19 protein-coding genes are annotated in these 18367 nt (G+C 66.6%); 5 read left to right on the top strand and 14 right to left on the bottom strand.

Translation table 11 applies throughout. The annotated features are described in order from the left end of the window. Positions 1–87: 87 nt before the first annotated feature. Positions 88–333 carry a hypothetical protein gene (locus tag VO57_000650; protein ID XBL69881.1) on the top strand — a complete coding sequence of 82 codons (246 nt, stop codon included), beginning with the start codon at positions 88–90 and terminating at the stop codon, positions 331–333. Positions 334–437: 104 nt separating this feature from the next. Next, on the top strand, positions 438–710 hold the full coding sequence (locus VO57_000645; protein ID XBL69880.1) for a hypothetical protein: 273 nt from the start codon (positions 438–440) through the stop codon (positions 708–710). Between the two features lie 104 nt (positions 711–814). Here VO57_000645 and phhA read toward each other — a convergent pair whose 3' ends face one another. From phhA to VO57_000620, 5 genes are all read right to left on the bottom strand, one after another. Further along, positions 815–1708: a phenylalanine 4-monooxygenase gene (gene phhA / locus VO57_000640; GenBank protein XBL69879.1), complete on the bottom strand. Its 894-nt coding sequence runs from the start codon at positions 1706–1708 to the stop codon at positions 815–817. Positions 1709–1826: 118 nt separating this feature from the next. Then, a complete protein-coding gene (locus tag VO57_000635) occupies positions 1827–2675 on the bottom strand; it encodes a MaoC family dehydratase N-terminal domain-containing protein (GenBank protein XBL69878.1) in 849 nt (282 codons plus the stop codon). Continuing rightward, positions 2675–3895, bottom strand: a complete 1221-nt coding sequence (locus tag VO57_000630) for an acetyl-CoA C-acetyltransferase (GenBank protein XBL69877.1) — start codon at positions 3893–3895, stop codon at positions 2675–2677. Before VO57_000630 ends, VO57_000635 begins: the two co-directional genes overlap by 1 nt. Further along, the gene (locus tag VO57_000625) at positions 3895–5070 is read right to left on the bottom strand and encodes an acyl-CoA dehydrogenase family protein (protein XBL69876.1); all 1176 of its coding nucleotides are present in this window, start codon (positions 5068–5070) and stop codon (positions 3895–3897) included. Before VO57_000625 ends, VO57_000630 begins: the two co-directional genes overlap by 1 nt. Positions 5071–5135: 65 nt before the next feature. Continuing rightward, positions 5136–5471: a hypothetical protein gene (locus VO57_000620; GenBank protein ID XBL69875.1), complete on the bottom strand. Its 336-nt coding sequence runs from the start codon at positions 5469–5471 to the stop codon at positions 5136–5138. Between the two features lie 165 nt (positions 5472–5636). Between VO57_000620 and VO57_000615 the strand changes: the two genes are divergently transcribed. Continuing rightward, complete coding sequence (locus VO57_000615) at positions 5637–6647, top strand: right-handed parallel beta-helix repeat-containing protein (GenBank protein ID XBL69874.1); 1011 nt, start codon at positions 5637–5639, stop codon at positions 6645–6647. 121 nt (positions 6648–6768) lie between these two features. On the opposite strand, the gene VO57_000610 is transcribed toward VO57_000615, so the two are convergent. The 3 genes from VO57_000610 to VO57_000600 are packed head-to-tail and all read right to left on the bottom strand — an operon-like array spanning position 6769 to position 9178. Next, on the bottom strand, positions 6769–7314 hold the full coding sequence (locus tag VO57_000610) for an N-acetyltransferase (protein ID XBL69873.1): 546 nt from the start codon (positions 7312–7314) through the stop codon (positions 6769–6771). Continuing rightward, a complete protein-coding gene (gene ribA / locus VO57_000605; protein XBL71366.1) occupies positions 7311–8348 on the bottom strand; it encodes a GTP cyclohydrolase II in 1038 nt (345 codons plus the stop codon). Before ribA ends, VO57_000610 begins: the two co-directional genes overlap by 4 nt. 32 nt (positions 8349–8380) lie before the next feature. Then, the gene (locus tag VO57_000600) at positions 8381–9178 is read right to left on the bottom strand and encodes an exodeoxyribonuclease III (protein XBL69872.1); all 798 of its coding nucleotides are present in this window, start codon (positions 9176–9178) and stop codon (positions 8381–8383) included. 149 nt (positions 9179–9327) lie between these two features. Here VO57_000600 and VO57_000595 point away from each other — a divergent pair, with 149 nt between their 5' ends. Further along, positions 9328–10800 (top strand): alkaline phosphatase, encoded by a 1473-nt coding sequence (locus tag VO57_000595; GenBank protein XBL69871.1) that lies wholly within the window; start codon positions 9328–9330, stop codon positions 10798–10800. 392 nt (positions 10801–11192) lie between these two features. Here the strand turns inward: VO57_000595 and VO57_000590 are convergent, their stop codons facing one another. The 5 genes from VO57_000590 to pabB form a co-directional block, all read right to left on the bottom strand. Continuing rightward, positions 11193–11861 (bottom strand): outer membrane lipoprotein carrier protein LolA, encoded by a 669-nt coding sequence (locus VO57_000590; GenBank protein XBL69870.1) that lies wholly within the window; start codon positions 11859–11861, stop codon positions 11193–11195. Positions 11862–11966: 105 nt separating this feature from the next. Continuing rightward, positions 11967–12134, bottom strand: a complete 168-nt coding sequence (gene rpmG / locus VO57_000585) for a 50S ribosomal protein L33 (GenBank protein XBL69869.1) — start codon at positions 12132–12134, stop codon at positions 11967–11969. Positions 12135–12296: 162 nt separating this feature from the next. Then, on the bottom strand, positions 12297–12716 hold the full coding sequence (gene arfB, locus VO57_000580; protein ID XBL69868.1) for an alternative ribosome rescue aminoacyl-tRNA hydrolase ArfB: 420 nt from the start codon (positions 12714–12716) through the stop codon (positions 12297–12299). After that, a complete protein-coding gene (locus tag VO57_000575) occupies positions 12706–13383 on the bottom strand; it encodes an RNA pseudouridine synthase (protein ID XBL69867.1) in 678 nt (225 codons plus the stop codon). Before VO57_000575 ends, arfB begins: the two co-directional genes overlap by 11 nt. 16 nt (positions 13384–13399) lie before the next feature. Next, complete coding sequence (pabB, locus tag VO57_000570) at positions 13400–15208, bottom strand: aminodeoxychorismate synthase component I (protein XBL69866.1); 1809 nt, start codon at positions 15206–15208, stop codon at positions 13400–13402. A 105-nt stretch (positions 15209–15313) separates the two neighbouring features. On the opposite strand from pabB, the gene VO57_000565 reads away from it, so the two are divergent. Then, positions 15314–16888, top strand: a complete 1575-nt coding sequence (locus VO57_000565) for a helicase HerA-like domain-containing protein (protein ID XBL69865.1) — start codon at positions 15314–15316, stop codon at positions 16886–16888. A gap of 33 nt (positions 16889–16921) precedes the next feature. On the opposite strand, the gene VO57_000560 is transcribed toward VO57_000565, so the two are convergent. Further along, positions 16922–18367 carry an ATP-binding protein gene (locus VO57_000560; protein ID XBL69864.1) on the bottom strand — a complete coding sequence of 482 codons (1446 nt, stop codon included), beginning with the start codon at positions 18365–18367 and terminating at the stop codon, positions 16922–16924.

The following is an 18367-nucleotide window of genomic DNA, read 5'->3' as shown; positions in this document are numbered from 1 at the left end:
GGGTAAACGAGCGGGAACCAAGCCCGGGTTCGGCTGTTCGACAAAAGTGCAGAAACCTAACTTTTGTTGAATCGAGCGATAGGCTTTTTGATCCTCATCTGTAGCGGCGGCGTCATCGGCTGGATCGTCGCGCTTGTAACCGGTGCCGACGATGCGCGCTCTGCGTGGCTGCGAATCGCCCTGGGTGCAGGCGCGACCGTGGTGTCTGGCATGGCCGTCAGCGATGCCTCGCTGATCGGATCGCTGGGTGCCAACGCGCTGCTCGTGGCGATCGCTATTGGTCTGGCAGTGCTCGCAATTGTGTCATTTGCGGCCTCGCACGCCCGCCGCTAATCCGCAGAAATCTGCATATCCCATCCTGATTGAGGCAAATTCAGGGTATCCGTGTGGCAAAAACGTGGCTATGCGGAAGCCCCAACCAATCTAGGGGAAGAATCATGAAGACCACTTTCAAAGCCGCTCTGATCGCGTCGACCGTCGTTCTGGGCCTGGGCGTCGCTGCTTGCGGCGAAACCGCCGAAGACACCACCACCGAAGACACCATGGCTGAAGACACCATGGCGACCGACGCTGCCGACGATGCGATGGCTGAAGACGCGATGGCGACCGACGCCGCCGACGACGCGATGGCTGAAGACACCATGGCGACCGACGCCGCTGACGAAGCGACCACCGAAGAAACCACCGACGAAACCGCTGCTGCGGAATAATCGGGTTTCATCCGTCGGATGAATTCGACCGGCCCCGAAGCGATTCGGGGCCGGTTTTTGTTTGTCCGAAAGGCACCCGTGCCGGGGTGCGTGTGGGCAGAGCCCTATACGGGCCGTGCGCTGCTGCCGCGCCCGCCACGCAGCAGGTATTCCTGCGTGCCGACATTGACCACATTGTCCACGTCGATCACCGCCGAATTGGCGTAGGTGAAGGACGGCGGCAGCTTCTGGTAGAGCGTCTCGAAATCGCGCTCGACCGTCTTGCGATACAGATCCTCGAAGCTTTCGATCACGAAATAGGTCGGCTGCAGGTCCGAGATCACATAATCGGTCCGCATCACACGATCGACGTTGAGCATGATCCGGTTGGGGCTCTTCGCCTCGACCGAGAACACAGCCTCGGTCGGGCCTGAGAGAATCCCTGCGCCATAGGCGCGCAGATCATTCCCGCCTTCCATGATCAGGCCGAATTCGACCGTGTACCAGTACAGCGCGCCGAGTGCCTTGAGGCGGTTATGCTTCATCGCACGCCAGCCTGCGCGGCCATATTCCTGCATGTAATCGGCGAAGACCGGGTTGGTCAGCATCGGCACGTGGCCGAACACATCGTGGAACACGTCGGGTTCCTGGATGTAGTCGAAGGTTTCGCGCGTGCGGATGAAATTGCCCGCGGGGAAGCGCCGGTTGGCGAGGTGCCAGAAGAAGATGTGATCGGGGATCAGCATCGGTACGGGTACCACGCTCCACCCGGTCAGCTTGTCGAGCGACTCGGACAGCTCGCCGAATTCGGGTACGCCGCCCGCGCCCAGGTCGAGTCGCTCCAGCCCTTCGAGAAAAGCGGTCGCCGCCCGTCCAGGCAGGATTTCCATCTGGCGGGCGAACAGATCGTCCCAGATCCGGTCGTCCTCGCTGTCGTACTCGGTCTGCTTGGGTTCGAGCCAGTCCTCCCCGACATGCGCCGGCCGCTTGAGCGGCGCGGTGAATACGTCGTCGGGCATGACGGGTATTTGCGAAAAATCGGGCTTGCGTTCGAGTACTGCGTCCATGCCCGTGCAGATAGCACTTCGCGGGTAACGAAACAATTTATGCCGATTTTAACGACGAACCGCTCGCAAACTAGCGGCTGGCCTGCGCCGTGGTCAGCACCGCGCCTGCGTCATTGAGGGCTGCCAGTTGCATCGTATCGCCCTGCTCGCGAACGGCCAAGTGCAGCGTGTCTCCCACGATCGCAGGCGAACGGGCGGAGAAACCGAAGGAGGCGACCGGTCCCGCGACCTCTGCCGCAAGCTGAAGCAGCAGAGTCGCAAGCAGCGGCCCGTGGACCACCGGCCCGCGATAGCGCTCGACCTCGCGCGCATAGGGCGCATCGTAGTGGATCCGGTGCGTGTTGAAGGTGAGTGCGGAGAAGCGAAACAGCAGCGCCTCGGACGGCACCATCGTCTGCACCCGGTCCCATGCCTTGGGATCGAACAGCTTTTCGCCCACCACTGGCGGCACCAGCGGCGCATCGGGTGCGGCGGCCTCACGATAGACCAGCGTCTGACGCTCGCGGATTGCGGGCTCGCCATTGGCGGCGATCTCGTGTTCCAGCTCCAGAAAGGCGAGGCGACCGCTGCGCCCTTCCTTTTCCGAAAGGCTGACCACGCGGCTGAGCTTGTCGATCCGGTCGCCGAGCATCAAGGGGCGCAGGAACGCGATCTCGCTGCCCGCCCACATCCGCCGGGGCAGGTCGATCGGCGGGTAGAGGCTTGCCGGGTCGTCCGACCTTGCCGGATGCCCGTCTTCGCCCAGCATCGCGGTCGGTGCCTGCGGCGTGCACAGGGCGAAGTGGATGCCCTGCGGCAACGCGGCATCCTCAGGCGCAGTGAGGTCGAGCGTTGCGAGCCAGCGTGCCGCGAGCGACTCGTCGAGGCGTTCGGCAGCGCGCGCCTCGCGCCCGATCCAGTCAGACCAGTCGGTGGCCATCAGGCGGCGCGTTCGAACAGCGCGGCGAGGCCCTGTCCGCCGCCGATGCACATCGTCTCGAGCGCGTAGCGCCCTTCGCGCCGGTGCAGCTCGTGTGCCATATCCGCGAGAATGCGCACGCCGGTCGCGCCGATCGGGTGGCCGAGCGAGATGCCCGACCCGTTGACGTTGAGCATGTCGCGGCGCGAATCGTCTTCGCTCCAGCCCCAGCCCTTGAGCACGGCGAGCACCTGCGGCGCGAACGCCTCGTTCAGTTCGACCAGATCGATATCGTCCCAGCCTTTACCGGTGCGTGCGAAGAGCCGCTCGGTGGCTGGCACGGGGCCGATCCCCATGCGCGCCGGATCGCACCCGGCGGCGGCCCAGCCTTCGAACCACAGCAGCGGTTCGAGGCCGAGCTCGGCCAGCTTGTCTTCCGACACGACGAGGCATGCGGCGGCGGCATCGTTCTGCTGGCTGGCGTTGCCCGCGGTGACGATCCCGTCCTTCTCGATCGCGCGCAAGGATCCGAGGCTCTCCATCGAGGCATCGGGGCGAAAGCCTTCGTCGCGGTCGAAGAGGATCGGATCTTTGCGGCGCTGCGGCACATCGACTGGCACCAGCTGCGCATCAAACTTGCCTGCGTCCCACGCGGCGGCGGCTTTCTGGTGCGAGGCGACCGCGTATTCATCCGCCGCCTCGCGGCTGATGTCGTAATCCTTCGCGAGGTTCTCCGCCGTCTCGATCATGCCCGAGATCACCCCGAAGCGCTCGATCGGCTGGCTCATCAGGCGGCCGCGCGTCAGCCGGTCGTAGAGCGAGAGGTCGCCCATCTTCGCGCCGTGGCGCGCCTTGGTGGTGTAGTGCTCGACATTGGACATCGACTCGACGCCGCCCGCCAGCACGCAGTCCGCCGCGCCGGTCTGCACCATCATCGCCGCCTCGATCACGGCCTGAAGGCCCGACCCGCAGCGCCGGTCCAGCTGGAAGCCGGGCGTCTCGATCGGCATGTCGGCGGCGAGCCAGGACCAGCGCCCGATCGCCGGTGCTTCGCCGCTGCCGTAGCCTTGTGCGAAGACAACATCGTCGACGCGCGAGGGATCGACGCCCGAGCGTTCGACCAGTGCCTTGATGATGATCGCGGCGAGCGGCCCCGCCTCAAGCGGGGTCAGCGTCCCAAGGAACCGCCCCACCGGCGTGCGGAGCGGCGAGACGATCGCGGCGCGGCGCAGCTGAGCCATCAGCCCTGCGCCCCATTGGCGAAGTTGCGCAGCATGGCCTTGGCGATCACCAGCTGCATGATCTGGCTGGTGCCTTCGTAGATCGTGTAGATCCGGCTGTCGCGATAGAACCGCTCTGCCTCGTATTCGGCCAGATAGCCCGCACCGCCGTGGATCTGTACGCAGCGGTCGGCCACGCGGTTGCACATCTCGGAGGCGAACAGCTTGGTGCTCGCGGCGGGCAGCAGCGAGGGCTCGTCCGCATCGACCTTGGCGGTCGCGTCCTTGAGCATGCATTCGGCGGCGTAGATTTCCGACTCGCTGTCCGCGAGCATCGCCTGGATCAGCTGGAACTGGTTGATCGGTTCGCCGAAGGCCTTGCGGTCCTGAGCGTAGCGCATCGCGGTATCGAGGATGCGGCGCGCGTAGCCCGCGCTTGCCGCCGCGACGGAGAGCCGCCCGTTGTCGAGGCTCATCATCGCGGTGCGGAAGCCCTGGCCTTCCTCGCCGCCGAGCAGCGCGTCGCCATCGACATGCACATCGTCGAGATAGATGTCGGCGATCTGGCTGCCTTCCTGGCCCATCTTCTTGTCGGGTTTGCCCACCGTGACACCCGCCTTTTCCATATCGACGAGGAACGCGGAAACGTGCGCGTTCTTGGGCAGCGGCTCCTTGCTGGTGCGCGCCATGATCAGGCCCAGCTTCGCGAAGGGCGCGTTGGTGATGTAGCGTTTGGAGCCGTTCAGCCGATAGCCGTTGCCGTCCTTCACCGCGGTGGTCTGCATCGCGGCGCTGTCGGAGCCGCTGCCCGGCTCGGTCAGGCCGAAACACGCGATTTCGCCCGCGGCAAGGCGGGGCAGCCACTCGGCCTTCTGCGCCTCTGTGCCCGACTTCTTCAGCGCGGTGCACACCATGCCGAGGTTGATCGAGGTGATCGATCGATAGGCCGGCAGGGCGTAGGACAGCACGCGGATCGTCTCGACATATTGCGAGGTGTTCATCCCCGCACCGCCGTATTCCTCCGGCATGGTCAGGCCGAACAGGCCCATCTCGCGCATCTCGTCGAGAATTTCTTCTGGAATCGCGTTGGCCGCGATCACGTCTTTCTCAGCAGGAATCAGCCGCTCGTGCACGTAGCGCCATAGCTGTTCGATAAACTGGTCGAAGACCTCGGCATCCATTCCCGACATGATCATCCCTTATATTCTTATCGCGGCAGAAAGCCGGGGCGGCCCGGAACGCGGGCCGCCCCGAGTCATACTCAGTTTTCAGTCTTCATGTTGTCAAGTTCGGCCTGGATGTCGGCGGCAGCTGCTGTGGCAGCCTCGGCATCGCTCTGCATCTTCTCGCGATCGGCCTCGGCGCGTTCTTCGGCGGTAGGGCCTTCGCTCGCCGGGGCGGGCGGCGGCGCTTCGGGCATGGCCGAGTCGTCTTCGATCGGTTCGTCGGCGACGCCGTCCATCGCGTCGTCGGCGACGACCTCGACATCTTCGGCAACGACTTCGTCACTCGCGTCGTCCGAATCGCCACAGGCGGCCAGCGCCAGCGCACTCGCGCCGAGCACCCCAGCCAGCCCCATCCGGGTCGTGAATTTCATGTGCGGATCCTCCGTTGGAATATGCCGCGCGGGGCGGCAGGCATGCGCCGCGCGCGCTGGAGCAAACTAAGCAGAGCTGCGCGCCCGGGGCAAAGGGAAATGCGGCCCATTCAGCATGCAAAGGCTTTGCGGCTTGTTAACCATTCCATCCTACGCCTGTCGCCCATGACCCACGATAGCGACCGCATCAGCCCCACCTTCGTCGATCGGCCCGTGCTTGGCCGACCGTCGATGCTTCTGGCCACGCTGGTCGCGGTGGCGGCGATCGCGCTGATCCCGCTGGCGGCGCTGATGGCGCAGACGCCCAACCCCCCGTTCGTCGTGGTCGAGACCAATCGTGGATACCCCACCTTGCAGGCCGCCGTCGATGCGATCGGATCGGGCGAGGGCAGCATCGCCATCGCGCCGGGCACCTATCGCCAGTGCGCGGTGCAGCAGGCAGGAAGGATCGCTTTTCTTGCGAGCGAGCCGGGCAGCGCCGAGTTCACCGGCACCGCGTGCGAAGGCAAGGCGGCGCTGGTCCTGCGCGGCACCGAGGCGAGCGTTTCGGGCCTTATCTTCAGCAATATCGCGGTCGCGGACGGCAATGGCGCGGGTATCCGCCAGGAAGCGGGCACGCTGACTGTGGCCAATTCCTGGTTCCGCGATAGCCAGCAGGGCATCCTGACCGGCCATGACGACCAGATGCGGCTGGTGGTCGACCGATCCACCTTCACCCGGCTGGGCACCTGCGAGAACTCGGGCGGCTGCGCCCATTCGATCTATACCGGCGATATCGGCCACCTGCGCGTGACCCGCAGCCGGTTCGAACAGGGCACGGGCGGCCATTACGTGAAGGCGCGCGCGGCGATGGTCGAGATCGCGGCCTCCAGCTTCGACGATTCGAATGGCCGCGAAACCAATTACATGATCGACCTGCCGCAGGGTGCGCGCGGGCAGATCACCAATAACTGGTTCGTCCAGGGCGAGGACAAGGAGAACTACTCCGCGTTCATCGCAGTGGGTGCCGAAGAGCAAACCCATAGTTCAGACGGGCTGGTGATCGCGGGCAACGACGCGCGTTTCGTGCCCTCGCTGTCGCGCCAGTCGGCCTTCGTCGCGGACTGGACCGGGGCCAACCTCCGGATCGACGACAACCGTCTGGGTGCCGGCCTCACGCCCTTCCAGCGGCGCTGACGTCGATGCCGGGGCCGGGGCCGGGGCCGGGGCCGGGGCGATCATTTCGGCCGTTTCCGCAGCCACATGCCAAGTAAGCAGGGTCGGAAAACCGGAATGCGCCGATCGCGAAAAGCTCGGCCTATCTGATTTCCGGTGCGGCGCTCGACCGCGGGGGCTGGGCTCCGAAGGCCGACGCGTAGGTGACGATGCCTGCGGGCCGGGGGCCACTGACCAGCATCCGGACCTGGAAATGCTCCGGCGGGGCACCGGGTAAGACAAGCCCGGGATCGGGACGGAAACCGTAGCGGGCATAATAGTCTGGCTCGCCGAGCAGCACGATACCTTTGGCGCCCAACGCGCGCATCCGCGAAAGGCTTTCTTCGGCAAGCTGCGATCCGATGCCCGTACGTTGCCGCGTCGGCATCACTGAAATCGGCCCCGCCGCATACCAGTCTCGCGTCCCGTCGGACATACTGACCGGGGAAAACGCGATATGACCGATTACCGCCTCGTCCATATTGGTTGCCACCAGCGACAGGGTCAGGTCCCCGTCGCGTCGCAGCGTATCGATGATGTCTTGCTCATTCCCCTGCGAGTGTTCCGCATGGGCGAAGGCAGCGCGGGTCAGAGCGCGAATTGCCGGGATGTCGTTTTCGACTTCTTCCCGGATGGTCGGCAATCTCATGGCAGAAGGTGGCCGGAACGGTCGCGCTTCGTCGCGAGATAGCGTGTGTTGTGGGGGTTGATGCCCGCGCTCAAGGGAACCCTTTCGACGATGGTGATGCCTGATTCGGCAAGCGCGGTAACCTTCGCCGGGTTGTTGGTCAGCAGACGTATGCGTGGAATCCCCAGTAGTGAAAGCATGCGTCCCGCAATGGGAAAGTCTCGCGCCTCGTCGGGCAGGCCTAGCCGCAGGTTCGCCTCGACTGTGTCGTGCCCCTGATCCTGCAACTGGTACGCGCGCAGCTTGTTGATCAGGCCGATCCCGCGGCCTTCCTGCCGCATATAGAGCACAACGCCATAGCCACCATTCTCCGCTTCCTTGGCAAAGGTCGCCAGCGCGGCATCGAGCTGCGGGCCGCAATCGCACTTGAGGCTGCCGAACACGTCGCCGGTCAGGCATTCGGAATGGAGGCGCACCAGCGGCACACGGTCGGCGTTCTGCCGCCCGATAATCAGCGCGGCATGTTCGCGCAGGTCCGCGGGCGAGCGGAACACCGCGATCTCGGCCTGCTCGGCAGCGGCGGTCGGCAGGCGGGAGCGCGCTGCGATCCGCAGCGTATCGGGCGCGGAGAACGCGGCGAGATCGGCGGTTGTGACATCGAGCGGTTCTTCGCACGGTGCGGGGTCGATCATGAAGGCGGGCAGCACGCCCGCGCGTCGGGCGATCTCGAGCGCGGTCGCGGGCCACTCTGCCTCGGGCAGCGCGACCGCGCGGAACGGACCCTTCATCGGGTTTGCAAGGTCGAGCGCGGGGTCCGCCACCGCGCGCGCAAGATCGAGCGTGAAGCGATCGCTCCCCTCGATCAGCACCGGCGCGTGGGGGACGGCGGCTTCACGCCGGTTGGCCAGCTTGAGCGTCTGCGCGCGCGCCGCCGCGATCAGCATCCGCGCGCCGCTCGCATCGGGTTCTGCCGCAGTCTCGACCGGCAGCAATACGGGGCCGTCATCGACCCGGATCGGCCAGCCATGGCGCAGCGCATCGATCGCCTGCGCCAGCGCGCGGGCGCTGCCGCCTGCGCCCTGCGCGCTCAGAGCTCGAACTCCGTCGTCAGCGGGACATGGTCCGAAGGCCGCTCCCAATTGCGCGCTTCTTCCAGAATCGTGTGCCGCGTGGCCTGCTTCGCCAGATCGGGGCTGGCCCACATGTGGTCGAGTCGGCGACCCTTGTCGTTGGTCTGCCAGTTGGGATTGCGATAGCTCCACCAGCTGTAATAGCGCTCCGGCGCAGGCACATGCTCGCGCCCGATATCGGTCCAGCCGTGTGCATCCATGAAGCGTTGCAGCGCCTCGACCTCGATCGGCGTGTGGCTGACCACTTTCAGCAGCTGCTTGTGGCTCCACACATCGCTTTCGAGCGGGGCGATATTGAAATCGCCCACGATCAGCGTCGGCTGCTCGACCGTTTCGGCCCAGCGCGTCATGCGTTCGAGGAAGTCGAGCTTCTGGCCGAACTTCGCGTTTACCTCCCGGTCGGGCACGTCGCCGCCTGCGGGGACGTAGACGTTCTCGATCACCATGCCCTGATGCACGGGATCGGTCAGCTGCACGCCGATATGGCGCGCCTCGCCATTATCCTGCCAGTCGTGGCGGGAGAATTCCCTGAACGGCAGGCGGCTGACGGTGGCGACGCCGTGATAGCCCTTCTGCCCGTGGATCGCGATGTGATCATAGCCGAGATCGCGGAACGCCTTGGCAGGGAACTGCTCCTCGACGCACTTGATCTCCTGCAGGCACAGCACGTCGGGCGCTTGGGCGGTGAGGAATTGCTCGACCAGCGGCATGCGCAGGCGGACCGAATTGATATTCCATGTGGTGACAGAAACCATGGCGGCGGACTTAGGCGCGGGGTCCGGCCCCCGCAAGGCGCACGAATCACAAGCGCCAACCGGTCGCACGCTTGTCTCATTCCTCGGCGAGGGGCATGGGAACGCCGATTCGGCCATTCGTTTCAGCCATTCACTTGAGGGAGCCTGCCATGATCCGCCATTCCGCCCGCCCGCACCGGCGCTGGGCCGCCGCCCTTGCGCTGATCGCGCTGCCGCTGGCGGCGTGCAGCTCCACTACCAATTACTACGGCGCGGACCCGGCGGTGCAGTCCGCCGCGCCTGTGCAGCAGGGGCAAGTAGCGCAGGGCAAGGCGAAGAACGTGATCCTGTTCGTCGGTGACGGGATGGGCATTTCAACGATCACCGCCGCGCGCATCCTTGCCGGGCAACAGCAGGGCCAGACGGGCGAGGAAAATTCGCTCAGCTTCGAAAAGTTCGACAATGTCGCGCTGGTCAAGACCTACAACACCGATGCGCAGGTCGCCGACAGTGCGGGCACCGCGTCCGCGCTCAACACCGGGACCAAGACGCGGATCGGCGTGATCAACACCGCGCCCGACGTGCCGCGCGGCGATTGCGCTGCGGCGCAGGGCCACATGATGGAAACGGTCGCGCAAGAGGCGCTCGACCATGGCAAGGCGGTCGGCATCGTCAGCACCGCGCGACTGACTCACGCGACTCCGGCGGCAGTTTACGGCCACAACCCGGATCGCAACTGGGAATCCGACGCTGACATGCCCGCTCCGCAGCAGGCGCTCGGGTGCACCGACTTCGCGCAGCAGCTGGTCGATTTCCCGTTCGATCTCGCGCTGGGCGGCGGATCGCGCAAGTTCCTGGGCACTGGTGAAGGTGGCGAACGCAAGGACGCCGGGGCGAATCTTCCCGCCGCATGGGCCGCGCGCACGGGCGGCACCTTCGTGGCCGATACGCAGGCGATGCGCAAAGCACCGCTCGACAGGCCGGTGCTGGGGCTCTTTTCGCCGAGCCACATGACCTACCAGCTCGACCGCAAGCCGGACACGAGCGAACCGACCCTGACCGAGATGACCGCCGAGGCCCTCCGCCGTCTGTCCGACGATCCGGCAGGTTACTACCTGATGGTCGAAGGTGGCCGGATCGATCACGGCCACCACGCGGGCAAGGCGGGCTACGCGCTGGAGGAGACGATCGAGTTCGCCCGCGCGATCCAGTATGCGGTCGACAATACCGATCCGGACGAGACGCTGATCCTGGTCACCGCCGATCACAGCCACGTGTTCACGATCGCGGGCTATCCCAAGCGCGGCAATCCTATCCTTGGCCTGGTCCATCCGCCTGCCAGCGGGGACGAGGATCATCCGGGTGCGGCCAATGACGCGGCGGTGATCGCAGGCGACGGGCAGCCGTATACCACGCTCGGCTACGCCAATGGCCCGGGCGCGGTGAAGGGAGAGCGCGGCGAGCCGGAGACGGGCGCGCAGGCGCAGCAGCAGTCGCTGGTCCCGCTCGGCTCCGAAACCCACGGGGGCGAGGATGTCGCGCTGTTCGCCACCGGCCCGGGATCGCAGCGGGTCCACGGTGTGATCGAGCAGAACGTGGTCGCCGATATCATGCGCAAGGCATTCGGCTGGGAAGAAGATTAAGACGGCCCACATTCCTGGATCGCACCAGACCGGTCCGCCTTGGCGGACCGGCAAGGGCGGAGTCGAGGCCGAAGGCGCAGATGGCCAGTGGCCACCTGCGAGGCCGCCCGCAGCGTCAGCGAGGATAGCCGAGCGCGCGGATGCGCGCGCTCGTGCTTGAAGCCAAACAGATAAGAAAACCCCCGCGCCGGGGGCTGTGGCACGGGGGTTCCTTACGCGCGTTCGTCACGCTTGCGACAAGGCCTGTGTTTGAAGGGAACCGCGGGGCAACAGGGGGGAAACCCGCTGGTTCATCAGGCCTTGCAAGAATGAAACTAGGTTGCCGAGCCTTGCTTCCCCATGAACGCCGCAGTCATTCGATCGCTCACAGGGTGCATCGCTCGACGAACGGTTTACCGTGGCCGACGGGATGCGCGGCGCGGGTCCTTGTAGGTGAACGTGGAGTCGCTCACCGACACGCCGTAGCGCTGATTCGCCAGCCGCACCGTGGTGCGATTGTTCTGGGCGTCGAGCGAGACCCAATTGGTCAGCTCCCACCCACCCGGCGCACCGGCCTTGCGCACGAAGATCAGCGTGATGACGCCGTATTCGGGCTTCTTGGGATCGCGCACCTCGACCGAGAGCACGTTGGGATTGCCGGTATTGCGCAGCTTGCCGTATTTCTTGACGTCGCGATTGGGGTCGAGCAGCGCGCCCAGCGGCGAATTGCTGATCGGCCAGCGCTGTACCTGGTTGACCTCGTAATCGACCATGGTCAGCGATTTGCCGTTGGACACGATCAGCAGCGGCACGTCCTTCGAATATTCGAAGCGAATCTTGCCCGGACGCTTGAGCGTCATGGTCCCGCGAACGGTCTGGCCGCTGCGGTCGGTCTGGGTGAAGCTGGCGCGCATCGTACTGATGCCGCGCAGCGCCGCGACCGCGTCGTCCAGCGAACCACCCGCCTGCGCAAGCGCAGGGGCGGGCAGGGCGACGGTCGCGGCGATCGGTGCGCCGGCGATCAGTGCGATGCTGGCAAGCCCGGCGAGCGGGCGGCGAAGTGCTTTGTAAGTGGTCGTCATGACGGCCTCCGTAATGGTCTCGGAGTGAACCGTGCGTGAGCGTGCCGGTTCCGCCAATGACAGACGAATCGGCAGGGGGAAGCCGCGAACGGCTCCGCCCGGTCCTTACTTGATCTTCGCTTCCTTGAACTCGACGTGCTTGCGCACGACGGGATCGTATTTGCGGAAGGTCATCTTCTCGGTGATGTTGCGCGGGTTCTTCTTCGTCACGTAGTAGAAGCCGGTGTCCGCGGTCGACACGAGCTTGATCTTGACGGTTGCGGGCTTCGCCATAACTCAATCCTGCCAGTTCAATGGCCCGGCCATCGGTGATTGGCTCCATGGGGAACCTTACGATGTGCATCGGGTGAAAAAACAACAGGCGGCGCACGCGGCACCGCCCGATCGCAGGCGCTATTGGCCGCGAGGCCCTCAAAAGTCAAGCAAGCAGTCGCACTACCAATCGCTGCGGCTGGGCTTCCCGCGATTGGCCTTGACCGCGCCGCGTGCCTTCTTCTGCTTGAGCCGCTGGGTCTTGCCCACGCGGTTGAGCCGGGTCTTGGCCCTTTGCTTGGGCCGTCGATGCGCCTCGCGCAGCAGGTCCTCCAGCTTTTCGCGCGCCAGCGCCCGATTCGCTTCCTGCGTGCGGTGCTCTCGCGCGACGATCAGGATGTCGCCCGAATCGGTCAGCCGGCTGCCCGCGACCTCGCCCAGCCGCCGGAATGCGAAGGGGGAGAGGCGCAGCTTGTAGGCGTTGACCCGCAGCTGCACTTCGGTGGCGACCTTGTTGGCGTTCTGCCCGCCCGGCCCGGAGCCTGCGACGAAGCGTTCCTCCGCCAGCGCGTGTGCGCGAGAGATCAGATCGTCAGGGAGCATCCGGCCCTTCGCCGCCGAAGCCGAGCGCTTGGAAATCCGCCGGGAGCGGGCTGGTCGCCGCGATATCCGTCTTGCTCTCGCGCTCGACCGTCAGCGCGCTGGCGTGGAGCATCGTGCGCGGTGCGCCCTGCTTGGTGCCGTAGACCGGATCCCCGACCAGCGCGATGCCGATCCCGCTCGCCGCGTGGACGCGAATCTGGTGCGTGCGCCCGGTTGCCGGGCGAAACTCGACCAGCGCGCGGCCCTCGTGCGTCGCGACCACCCGCCATGCGGTGACCGAGGGCTTGCCCTTTTTCGCCGGGATCATCCGCCAGCCCTTTTCCGCGCTGCTGATCTTGGACAGCGCGAGTTCGACCACGCCCTCTTCCTGCGCGGGAATTCCCGCGAGGATGCCGTGATAGACCTTGGTCACCTGCTGCGCCTCGAACGCGGCGGAAAAGCGTTTATGCGCTTTGGGATTGCGCGCGAGCAGCAGGCATCCGCTGGTGTCGGTATCGAGCCGGTGCACCGCGCTCGGCGGGCGCTGGAAGCCCAGCTTCAGCTGCTCCAGATAATCGTCGAGGCACGGCCCGCCCTTGCGCGGGCGGTCGATCGACAGGCCTGCGGGCTTGTCGATCACAAGTGCCTCGCCGTCTTCGTAGAGGATCGGGATGGTCGTATCGGTCATGTGAAATTGGAGCTTTTTATACGAGTCTTGCGCGCATCAACCCGCGCACGGCGTTGCCGATCCAGAACCCGTTTTCGAGGTCGTCCAGCGTGAGTTCGGCTTCCACTGCGCGGCCTTCGGCAATCAGCGAATCGCGCAGCACGCCGGGCAGCAGGCCGAGCGCGCGGGGCGGGGTTGCCAGCACGCCGTCGCGCTCGACGAAGACGCTGGTCCAGCTGCCTTCGGTGACCAGTCCGTCGTCGCGCACCAGCAGCGCCTCGTGCGCGTCCAGATCCCGCGCGGCAGCCAGCGCATCGGCGTAGAAGCCCCGGTCGGTGGTCTTGTGCCGTAGCCGCCAGTCGCCGGGATCGACCGGCAGGGGCAGGGCGATGCAGTCGAGCGGTTCGCTCGGCGTGACGGGCAGCGGCGAAACCTCGATCGCGGTCGTGCCGGAACGCGCGCAGACGAGCCGCACACGCGCCGGATCGGCGAGGTCGAAGCACAGCGTCTGGATCTGGTTGCGCGCGGCGTGCCGGTCGAACGCGAAGCCCAGCTCGCTCGCGCTGGCGGAAATCCGCGCCAGATGCCCTTCGAGCAGGGGCACGCCCTCTTCGGGGTCGAACCGCATCGTCTCGATCAGGTCGAACGAGGGTGCGCGCGATTCGGGGCTGCTGGCGCGCGCGAACCCCGCCTTGATCTGCGCCTCGCGCCATTCGCCCAGCGAATCGCTGTCCGCGACGATCCCTGCGCCCACGCCCAGCACGGCGGTGCCGTGGCCATTCTCGGTCGGGGTCAGGCGCAGCGTGCGGATCGCGACGTTGAAGCTGGCGCTGCCATCGGCATCGAACGCGCCGATCGCGCCGCAATAGGGCCCGCGCGCATCGCGCTCCAGCCGGTCGATGATCTCCATCGCGCGGATCTTCGGCGCGCCCGTGATCGATCCGCTGGGGAACAGCGCAGCGACGATCTGTGCAAGGCCCGTGCCCGGCTTCATCTGCGCATGTACCGTGCTGACCATCTGGTGCACGGTGGGGAAGCTCTCGACCTTGAACGGCTCCTCGACCCGCACCGATCCGGGCGCGGCGATGCGCGAGAGATCGTTGCGCATCAGGTCGACGATCATCAGGTTTTCGGCGCGGTCCTTTTCCGACGCTGCGAGTTCCTCAGCGGCCGCCCGGTCGGCCTGCGCATCCGCGTGCCGGGGGCGGGTTCCCTTCATCGGGCGGGCGGTCAGATCGCCATCGGCCAGTTCGAAGAACAGTTCGGGCGAGAGGCTGACCACCGCGTGGCTGCCATCCCACACCACGCCGCCGTGCCCTGCGCTGGAGGCCTTGCGCAGGCTCGCATAGAGCGCCAGCGGATCGCCCCGGAACGCCCCGGTCAGCGGCAGGGTGAGGTTTGCCTGATAGATGTCGCCGCCTGCGATGTTGTCCTGCAACGCGGCGAAGCGTTCCTGCCATTCGCCCGGAGAGATTGCCGGGTCGAGCGGGCCGAGCGTGGCGGGGCCGGGCGCGCGCTGCGCCAGCCAGTCCCCGACCGCGTCCGCCGCGATTCTCTGTTCGGTATCGAACAGCCCCAGCCACACGAGCGGCCCTGCCGCCCCCGTGCGCGCATCGGCCAGAGGATGCAGCTTCGGCTCAAGCGCCAGCCCCGCCTCGTAGGCGAGGTAGCCTGCTAGCGTGCCGCCCCGCTCCGCCTGTGCGGATTGCGCTGCCGCAAGCGTTGTTTCGACCTCGTCCGGACGCAGCGCGCGGAACACCTCGACCGGTCTTTCGAACAGGCGTGCGCCGCCATCATGCGCAGGCCGCGCATCGTCGAGCAGGATGAAGGGGTCCGCCGTTGCCATTCGTGATCCGCTCTATCGAAGCGACCGCGAATTGGAACCACCTTGACGCTTCGCAGGTGCCCCGCGAAGACCGTCGAAGGATTGTGAGAGAAGGGTGTTGGCGGCGTGAGCACGATTTTTCTGGGGCGCAACCAGGATGGCGAGGCGCAGGAGCTGCGGCTCGACCGCGCCAACCGCCACGGGCTGATCGCGGGCGCGACCGGTACGGGCAAGACGGTGACGCTGCAGGGTCTCGCCGAAAGCTTCTCGGCTGCCGGCGTGCCGGTGTTTGTCGCGGACGTGAAGGGCGACCTCGCGGGGCTCGCGGTGCCGGGATCGGCCAAGTTCAAGCACGCCGACAAGCTGGAAGGCCGCGCGGCAGAGCTGGGCATGGACGACTATGCCTATGCCGATTTCCCGGTGATCTTCTGGGATCTGTTCGGCGAGCAGGGGCATCCGGTGCGTACCACCATCTCCGAAATGGGGCCGCTGCTGCTCGCGCGCCTGCTCGACCTGAACGAGACCCAGGAGGGCGTGCTCCAGATCGTCTTCCGCCACGCGGACGACAACGGGCTGCTGCTGCTCGATTTCGAGGACCTGCGCAGCCTGCTCGCGTGGGCGGCGGATCATACGGACGAAGTCTCGGGCGAATATGGCCGCGTCACCAAGGCCTCCATCGGCGCGATCCAGCGCGCGCTGCTGACCTTCGAGAGCCAGGGGGCGGACAAGTTCTTCGGGGAGCCTGCGCTGGAGGTGGACGACCTCTTCCGCGTCGATGCCGCTGGGCGCGGTTTCATCAGCATTCTCGCCGCGGACAAGCTGATGCGCAGCCCCAAGCTTTACGCGACCTACCTGTTCTGGCTGCTCGCCGAGCTGTTCGAGACGCTGCCCGAGGTGGGCGACCCGGAAAAGCCCAGGCTCGTGTTCTTCTTCGACGAGGCGCACCTGCTGTTCGACGACACGCCCAAGGCGTTTCAGGACACGATCGAGACGGTGGTGCGCCTGATCCGGTCGAAAGGCGTGGGCGTGTTTTTCGTTACCCAGAACCCGATCGACGTGCCCGACGATGTTGCCGGGCAGATCGGCAACCGCGTGCAACACGCGCTGCGCGCCTTCACCCCGCGCGACCAGAAGGCGATCAAGGCCGCCGCGCAGACCTTCCGCATCAACGCCGATCTCGATGTGGCGCAGGCAATCACCGAACTGAAGACGGGCGAGGCGCTGGTCTCCACGCTGGGCGAGGATGGCGCGCCGTCGGTCGTCCAGCGCACGCTGATCAAGCCGCCGCAAAGCCGCCTCGGCCCGCTGTCTCCCGGCGAACGTGCGGTGATCCTCGGCGCGAGCCCGCTGGCGGGCAAGTACGATACGCCGGTCGACCGCGAAAGCGCGGCGGAAGTGATCGCGCAGAAGATGCTCGATGCCGCCGCGACCGCCGCCGAAGTCGAGGAGAAGGGCGAGGCTGAGGTTCGCAAGCGGGAGCGCAAGAGCACCAGCATCTGGGGGAAGGCGATCTCGCGCGGCACCAAAGTCGCCGCCGGGTCCGCCGCCGGAATGGCCGCGCGCACCGTGCTGGGCAAGAAATCGCGCGCCAATCCGATGGCCTCGGGCGTCACCTCGGCTGCGGGTTCGATCGCGACCGATCTTGCGGGACCGGTCGTCGGCAGCTTCGTGCGCAACCTCGTCGGCGGGTTGATGCGTTAGGGATCGCGGTTCCGGGTGCGGGCCGGCGCCGAACTAAGCCGATAAAGGTAGCCGCATCTCGGCGCGCAGGCCGCCCTGCGTGCGGTTGGCGAGCCGCAGGTCTCCGCCATGTTCGGCAAGGATCGCGCGGGTCAGCGTGAGGCCGAGCCCGGCACCACCGGTCCCGCGATTGCGACTCGCCTCGCCGCGCCGGAACGGTTCGAGCATTGCGGCGACATCCTCCGGCGGGATGCCGGGGCCTTCGTCCTCCACCGCGATCACCGCCGTCCCGCCCTCGCGGGTGAGCGAGACCTGCGCGGTGCCGCCGTAGCGCAGCGCATTCTCGATCAGGTTGCGCAGCGCGCGCCGCAGCCAGGTGACCTGCACCGGGGCGACGATCCGATCGGTGTGCGCGATGGCGACGGGCCGGTCCACATCCTCGAACTCCTCGACCACGCTTTCGACCAGCGCGGCGAGCTGGGTCGCCTCAGGCGGGTCTTTCGCGCGTCCGATCCGCGCGAGCGAGAGGATATCGTCGAGCGAGCGGCGCAGATCCTCGATCGTCTCGGCCATGCGCGCGCGCTGGGTTTCATCCGCAACCGATTCGATCCGCACGCGCAGCGCCGCGAGTGGCGTCTTGAGATCGTGCCCGATTGCGCCGAGCATCACGTCCTTCTCGTCCAGCAGCGCGGCAATCCGGTGTTCGAGCAGGTTGTGCGCCGCGATCAGGCGGCTGACATCCTCCGGCCCGCGTTCGGGGAGCGGTTCGCGCGCCTCGTGCGTGCGCGCGAAGCTCTCCACCCGCTCGGTCAGGCGCGCGAGCGGGCGGGTGATCCGGCGCAGAACCAGATAGGTCGCGGCCAGCAGCACTAGGAACAGCAGTACGGTTTGCGCGGCGATCAGCCACAGCACGCCCGCCTCCACCGGGGGGCGCAGCGCGCGCGCGACGATCCAGCGGCTCTCGCCCGGCATGCGCAGCGCGGCGACCATCACCTCGCGCTCGCTCAGGCCAGCGCGCCAGCGGGCGCGGAAGCGCGGGAATTCGTCCGCAAGCGCGGCGAGCAGCGTATCTTGCGCAACGGGGCGGATAGTGACTGCAAGCTCATCTGGAACGACGCCCTGCCGTGCCAATATCTCGCGCAGCTGCGCCTCCTCGCCCGCTGCGCGCCGCTCGTCGGGCAGCAGTGGCGAAGCATCGGCAATCATGCCCGACAGGCGCGGGGGCAGGCCGCGTCGCCGCTCGCCTCTGCCGCGCCCGATGTCGATCCGCCCCTCAGGCTCTGCGCGGCGCAGCGCGCGGCGGATGTCGCGCGGCGAATCGGTTTCGCGGTTGACCATCCGCAGCAGGTGGAACGCGGCGGCATTGACGGTCGCCGCATCGCGTCGGTCCTGCGCCGCGCGGTACAGCAGCAGGCCCGAAACCGCCTGCCCGATCAGCAGGGTGACCGCGATCGCAAGCAGGCTCTGGCCCAACAGGCTTTTCGGGAAGAAGCGCGCCAA

The sequence above is a fragment of the Citromicrobium bathyomarinum genome (assembly GCA_001306305.2).
Classification (GTDB): Bacteria; Pseudomonadota; Alphaproteobacteria; order Sphingomonadales; family Sphingomonadaceae; genus Alteriqipengyuania; species Alteriqipengyuania bathyomarina.
This window is presented reverse-complemented; position numbering and strand designations above follow the sequence as displayed.